Origin of the sequence: Micromonospora sp. SL1-18 (assembly GCF_047921505.1) — a bacterium.
Lineage (GTDB): Bacteria > Actinomycetota > Actinomycetes > Mycobacteriales > Micromonosporaceae > Micromonospora.
This window is the reverse complement of record NZ_JBLROA010000212.1, coordinates 1-513: the sequence shown is the minus strand read 5'-3', so window position 1 is coordinate 513 and position 513 is coordinate 1. Positions and strand designations below refer to the sequence as shown.

Genomic DNA, 513 nt, shown 5'->3' with positions numbered 1-513 from the left:
GGCCCACCGGGCGGCAGCCCACGCGAGCGCGTCATTCAAGTTCTGGCGGCGGACGGACACATGCTGGATCTCGCCGCGCAGGACCGCGTGTTTGCCGGCGAGGCCGTGCTGCTGGTCACCGCCGATGAGCCGCTGGTAGTGATCGGACTTGGCGTGCAGCCGCTCGGACAGACGCCGCAGGCGATGCTGCTTGGCCAGGACACCGGCGGCCCGGAACTGGCCGCCGGCCCCCAACGCGGTGATCCGACCGTCGGCCTGCAGCCGTAGGGCCCCGGCGGACAACAAGGTGTTCAGGCCCCAGTCCACGCCGAGGGCGACCGTGTGACCGGTGCGCTTCGCCTTCGGCACCCGGTGCGTGTACGCGACATCGGCGCGCACCTGCCGGCCGGCAACGCGCAGGGTGGGCAGGTGCAGCACCGCTGAGGCGGGCACCGTGGGTGGCAGGCTGATCGGGCAGGCCACCCACGTCCAGTCCCCGTAGGCGTGCGGATCTGGTCGTGTGGGCAGTTGCAA

The 513-nt window shown here is 71.9% G+C and carries 1 protein-coding gene; it reads right to left on the bottom strand.

Annotated elements, in window-relative coordinates; all coding sequences use genetic code 11:
* Positions 1 to 513, bottom strand: a 513-nt coding sequence (locus ACNAW0_RS30615; protein WP_416291518.1) for a hypothetical protein, incomplete at both ends; no start/stop codon positions are given.